Source organism: Bradyrhizobium sp. (assembly GCF_019242285.1).
GTDB lineage: Bacteria > Pseudomonadota > Alphaproteobacteria > Rhizobiales > Xanthobacteraceae > Bradyrhizobium.
On the sequence record NZ_JAFAVV010000764.1, the window covers coordinates 1 to 4,789 of the forward strand.

Below are 4,789 nucleotides of genomic sequence, written 5' to 3' on the forward strand. Positions count from 1 at the left end.
ACCGGGCAAAGCCACGACTACAAGCGGCACGGCACGACCACGCTGTTTGCAGCGCTGGAAGTCGCCACCGGGAAGATCCTTGCGACGCATTCGAAACGACGTCGCCGGGTCGAGTTTCTCGACTTCATGGATCGCGTGACCGCAGCATTTCCGAACCGCCAGCTTCATGTCATTCTCGACAATCTCAGCACCCACACGAACAACGAGGAATGGCTCGAGGCGCATCCCAATGTGAAATTTCATTTCACGCCCACCAGCGCGTCCTGGCTCAATCAGGTCGAGGTCTGGTTTTCGATCTTACAAGGGCAGTCGCTGAGCGGCGCCTCATTCACAAGCCTCAAACAGCTCGAGCAGCACATCGATGCATATATCAAAGCATACAACGACAAAGCCGAGCCCTTCGTCTGGACAAAGAAAAATGTCCGCCAGCGCCCCTTCAAAGGCCGCCGTATCACTCAGCTATGATTCCGGGTACTAGGTGCTGCCCGAATACCTGATCCTCGAGATAACTCTGAAGTTTGCTCTGGTCGCGACCTGCGCCCCTGATGATTGCAACAAGGCGCTGGCAGCCGGGGCCAGTCTCACGAGCTTTGAGATTTCAAATCAGGCGGGCCAGAAGCACCGAAAAACCAGCGACAAATCCCCTAAGAAACAGCTAGAAAATTTCAGCGGCCGCAGATTCGGAAAACTTAGGAAGCTTGATTCGCGGGCTGGCCAGGACAGGCAGCGTCCCTTTCCTCGATCCGCTGACCTGACGTTCTCGAACCTCACCTAAGTCCCTTGCGAAAAATCATTCCTTGGCCAACCCGGAACGCCGGCGTCTTTGTTTCTCGCGGTTGCCACAGCCCTTCATGCTGCACCATAGCCGTTTTTGGCCCTTGCTATGGTCGAGATAAAAGACGTCGCAATCCGATGCGCCACACTTCCGGACCTTGGACCGGTCAACCTCCGCTAAGAGCCGTTCGACGGCTAATGAACATGCGTGTAGCAAGATGTCCGCCTCCAACGGCCTCCAGCAATATTCGGTCAGTTTCGGTGGCGCTGCCTTGACGAGCACGCGCGCTTGATGTCCGGCCTGAATTGCCAACGAGACGGCCTCGAGATCAGCCTGTTTTGCGGGCTGATCGCGGTGGAGTGACATCAGGATATTGAACAAATGCTCACGTAGCTTGCGCGTGCGCATAACGACCTCAGACGCACGCGATGTATTGAAGCGCAAAAGCTTCGCTGCCAGCTGCGGATCGATGATGTCCGCCATTTCTGCGAAGCGCACCAGGTCTTGATACGTCCCCAGAGTCTCTACAGGTGAAGTCGAAGGCCGATCATCGAGCGTGTTCACGAAGTCGAGCCCCGGATGGCCACCAGCCCACTCAAAAGGATCCACGCGAAGGTTCATCTTTCTCTTGCCTCGGAGTACTCGTTCCTATATGTAACTCCATAACTGCGTTTATAGGGTTACAAGTGTCTACCACATAGGCGCGATTGATGGCCAGTGTCCTCGCAGAACACCACATTGCTGAACGATACGCACGTGGCGCGCTGTATGGGCTTGCCGCGGTCAGTATTTGGTCTGGCTGGATTGTCATTGCACGTCTCGGCCTACGAACATCGCTGACGCCCTGGGATATTGCAGCTCTCCGGTTCGGAGTCGCCGGCGTGCTGATGCTGCCTTATCTCTACGTTAAGGGCCTCGCGATTGAACGCCTTGGCTGGAGCGGTCTCGCCGCAATTGTTCTCGGCGGCGGCGCGCCGGTGTTGCTCGCGAATTCCGGCCTGCTCTTCGCACCGGCCGCCCACGCCGGCGCGCTGTTTCCGGGCGTGATGCCATTGATGGTTGCGATTCTTGCCGCCGTGATCCTCGGAGAGCCGTTTAATACAGCCAAGGTGATTGGCTTCGCCTTGATACTGCCAGGCGTGATGGCTGTCGTTTGGGGCAAGGGGGCATCCCTCGGTATGCAGAGCATAGGCCACGCGTTATTCCTCTGCTCCGGTCTCGCGTGGGCGTGCTACACGGTCGCGATGCGACGCGCGCGCCTTGACGGCTTGCACGCGGCAGCGATCGCCGCCGTTGGCGCCTTGATTCTATATCTGCCATTTTACATCGTTTTTGCGGGGCATAGCCTCGAGCGGGCGCCGTGGAGAGATATTGTCTTGCAGGGGACGGTCCAGGGACTTCTAACAGCAATCATTTCCTTACTGCTCTACGGAAGGGCCGTGAGCATTCTCGGAGCGTCGAGTGGCGCCGCATTCGCCGCTCTTTGTCCTGCCATGACAGCACTAATGGGAATACCGATACTGGGTGAGTGGCCTACATTCACTGACTGGATCGCAATCTTCCTGATATCTGTAGGCGTCTATATCGTCAGCGCAGGTCCGCTCCCGCGTTGGATTCGAGAACGGAAGAAGCTGACGCCAGCGATATCTGCAGAGCGCGATTAACTTAGATCAATGTCAGCATTCTCGAATGGACGGCGAACGGTCCCGTTGTGCCTTTCGTACTTTGCAGAGAGAAAGTATTGATTGCCGTCGCTGATAATTGGACAATATATTTCCTCAATAATGACAATATATTCATAGGTTTAAGGGTTATATTACAAGAATGCATTAGTTGCTTCAACCTGTGGTTGCTACGATCGGCGTCTTCTACGCTAAACTATGTTTGCGCTCAGTCGTTCTCAGAACATCTGATGGGGATTTGGAATGCACATTCAGGCAGCTTCGGACGCGAAAACAAAAAACGAATATGGCGGTGATTTTCGACGGTTATTCCCTTGGCCTGAAACTGTCGATACGCCTTGGGGCAGCGCATGGATGACCGTCAAACCCGGATCGTCATCCACGCCACACTCCCACGCAGAGCGTGAGACATTCATCATACTCGACGGGACCGGGCTGATGACGGTCGACCAGGAGAGCCGCCAGGTCACCAAGGGTGACGTGATTTATCTGCCGCCGGAATCCCAGCACAGCCTCCAAAATACGTCGGCTTCTCAAGATCTGGAGCTGCTCTGTATCTGGTGGACGAGCAACCCGCCTAAAGCCGACACCTCAACATCCGATTTACTCGAATTGGGTTGCTTCGCTTGCCCAAGTGAGATGAGTCATGTCTAAAGTCATCATCACCGCGACGCCGCGCATAAGAACAAATAGAGAACATAAAACCAGCGTCAGTCGTTCCTCGAAAGCCTGTTTTTAGCGCTCATTCAAGGCGACCCTGCCTGAAGTGCCTTCAAGGTTTGATGGACGAGAGCGTCCTCATCACGCAGCCCTTCCTGGTAGGCTTCGGCGAGAAGGCGAATGGCCGCATCCCGTATCAGAGCGGTTTCATGGTCGCCCGCGGGCCGGTAGCTGGCCAGCACCTGCTCTAGCGCCTTGTTCAGCACCAGCTCATCGTCCGTAACAGGCCATGGGAAATCAGGCATGCGCTCAGCCCTTGATCGCGATCGAGGTACCAATATACAGACGCTCGACCGTGTATAGCACGCCGCGCTCGGCTTCATCGGCGATGCGATTGAGCAAACTTGCCCGATCCTTATCGGCCTCGCGCAAAGCCAATTCGCGGTAGCGTAAGGCGCGCTTGCGGTTCGTGTCAGCACTCACAACTCAACTCCTTAAGCAAACATCCGATTTGCATATGGGGACCGCCAACAGCCCGAGAAGGCAGAATGTCCGGGAACTTCCCGTAATGTTTCGTAATTGTGGGCCCAGCGAAGCGAAAACGCGGGAGCCATTTCACGGGTTGGCGTGGCGAGTGGCGCAACTAGTTTGGATCGATTGTTGAGATCACCAGGGAAGCCGACGGATGCATTGAAGGCTCGTTTCGAGACGGCGTTGAAAGACAGCGGCTCCCTAATTTAAACCGCCGCAACATGGTTCTGTATCTCCGAATGATGGAATCCCGAAATGAAGCAGATTGATGAGCGCACCATGGCAAACTTTGATGTGGTTCTTGAACAAGCCTGCCGCCGGCTGCCCCACGAGGCCGATCATGCCCTGCGAAAGAAGGTGACCACATAGCTTCTGAACAGCGCACGCAAAGGCAATACCACGCTCGCCGGTCTTACCACCGTCGCGCGCAACGCCATCGACGAACCTCAATGAACGAAATTCAGCCTGATCATTGGTGCGTTTCGTGTGTGCGGAAACCTAACAAATGTTGCAACGAAAGCGATTGATCAACTTACCCTAGGTGAATGCGACCGTATCGCAATCACGGCTACAAGGAGCCGAGCCTACGGGAGCGAGTGAATGATCAAGAGACGCAGACGTTTTAAGCAGACGACAACGCTCGAAGAGCGGCTTCTGAAATACACGACCGATCTGCAACAGCAGGTGCGAACGCTTCAGCCGGGCACAGTGGAAGCGGCCGAGCTACGTAAAAAGATCCGCAATAGCGAAGCTGAGCGGAGCTTTAATGCATTGCTGCACGAAGAGAGATGAAGATTAAACGCGAGCTTCCTCGCGGAGAAGTGAAGCGTTTTTGCCTTGGCCGGCTACACCCGCCGCGCGTTGCAAGCGTGGGTAGCGGACCGCGACAGTCCCGAAGGCAAGCCGGCGCGCAAGGTCCATGACATAGTGCTTGCCTCACGGAGGACATGGTGAGCTACGTCGACCTGCCAAAGCACATTATTGAGAAATTTGAACATCGCTGGGCTTCGCACGTGGCCGAAGAAGCCGCCGTTTGGCGCAGCAACAAATCCGATCATCCGGCGCACCGCACGGTTATCAGCAGAAAAGGTCGCGTTGTCCCGGTCGCCGTCAAGCGGCCGTCGCTGCGAGGCCCGCGCCG

At 55.8% G+C, this 4,789-nt stretch carries 9 protein-coding genes; 6 read left to right on the top strand and 3 right to left on the bottom strand.

Going from position 1 to position 4,789, the window contains the following annotated elements:
- Both JOY90_RS31205 and JOY90_RS31210 read left to right on the top strand, forming a co-directional pair.
- The coding region (locus JOY90_RS31205) for an IS630 family transposase (RefSeq protein ID WP_291694940.1) at positions 1-465 on the top strand (465 nt) is incomplete at its 5' end.
- 13 nt (positions 466-478) lie between these two features.
- Positions 479-775 (top strand): hypothetical protein, encoded by a 297-nt coding sequence (locus tag JOY90_RS31210; protein ID WP_291694941.1) that lies wholly within the window; start codon positions 479-481, stop codon positions 773-775.
- A 15-nt stretch (positions 776-790) separates the two neighbouring features.
- Here the strand turns inward: JOY90_RS31210 and JOY90_RS31215 are convergent, their stop codons facing one another.
- Complete coding sequence (locus tag JOY90_RS31215) at positions 791-1,396, bottom strand: ABATE domain-containing protein (RefSeq protein ID WP_291694942.1); 606 nt, start codon at positions 1,394-1,396, stop codon at positions 791-793.
- Positions 1,397-1,485: 89 nt separating this feature from the next.
- Between JOY90_RS31215 and JOY90_RS31220 the strand changes: the two genes are divergently transcribed.
- Together JOY90_RS31220 and JOY90_RS31225 are read left to right on the top strand one after the other, a co-directional pair.
- On the top strand, positions 1,486-2,439 hold the full coding sequence (locus JOY90_RS31220; protein WP_291694948.1) for a DMT family transporter: 954 nt from the start codon (positions 1,486-1,488) through the stop codon (positions 2,437-2,439).
- A gap of 261 nt (positions 2,440-2,700) precedes the next feature.
- A complete protein-coding gene (locus JOY90_RS31225; RefSeq protein ID WP_291694943.1) occupies positions 2,701-3,111 on the top strand; it encodes a cupin domain-containing protein in 411 nt (136 codons plus the stop codon).
- 92 nt (positions 3,112-3,203) lie between these two features.
- Here the strand turns inward: JOY90_RS31225 and JOY90_RS31230 are convergent, their stop codons facing one another.
- Positions 3,204-3,422 carry a hypothetical protein gene (locus JOY90_RS31230; RefSeq protein WP_291694944.1) on the bottom strand — a complete coding sequence of 73 codons (219 nt, stop codon included), beginning with the start codon at positions 3,420-3,422 and terminating at the stop codon, positions 3,204-3,206.
- Between the two features lie 4 nt (positions 3,423-3,426).
- A complete protein-coding gene (locus tag JOY90_RS31235; protein ID WP_291694945.1) occupies positions 3,427-3,600 on the bottom strand; it encodes a hypothetical protein in 174 nt (57 codons plus the stop codon).
- A 648-nt stretch (positions 3,601-4,248) separates the two neighbouring features.
- Here JOY90_RS31235 and JOY90_RS31240 point away from each other — a divergent pair.
- Both JOY90_RS31240 and JOY90_RS31245 read left to right on the top strand, forming a co-directional pair.
- Positions 4,249-4,440, top strand: coding sequence for a hypothetical protein (locus tag JOY90_RS31240; RefSeq protein WP_291694946.1), 192 nt, complete (start codon positions 4,249-4,251; stop codon positions 4,438-4,440).
- Between the two features lie 158 nt (positions 4,441-4,598).
- A partial coding sequence (locus JOY90_RS31245; protein WP_291694947.1) for a hypothetical protein occupies positions 4,599-4,789 on the top strand: 191 nt, incomplete at its 3' end.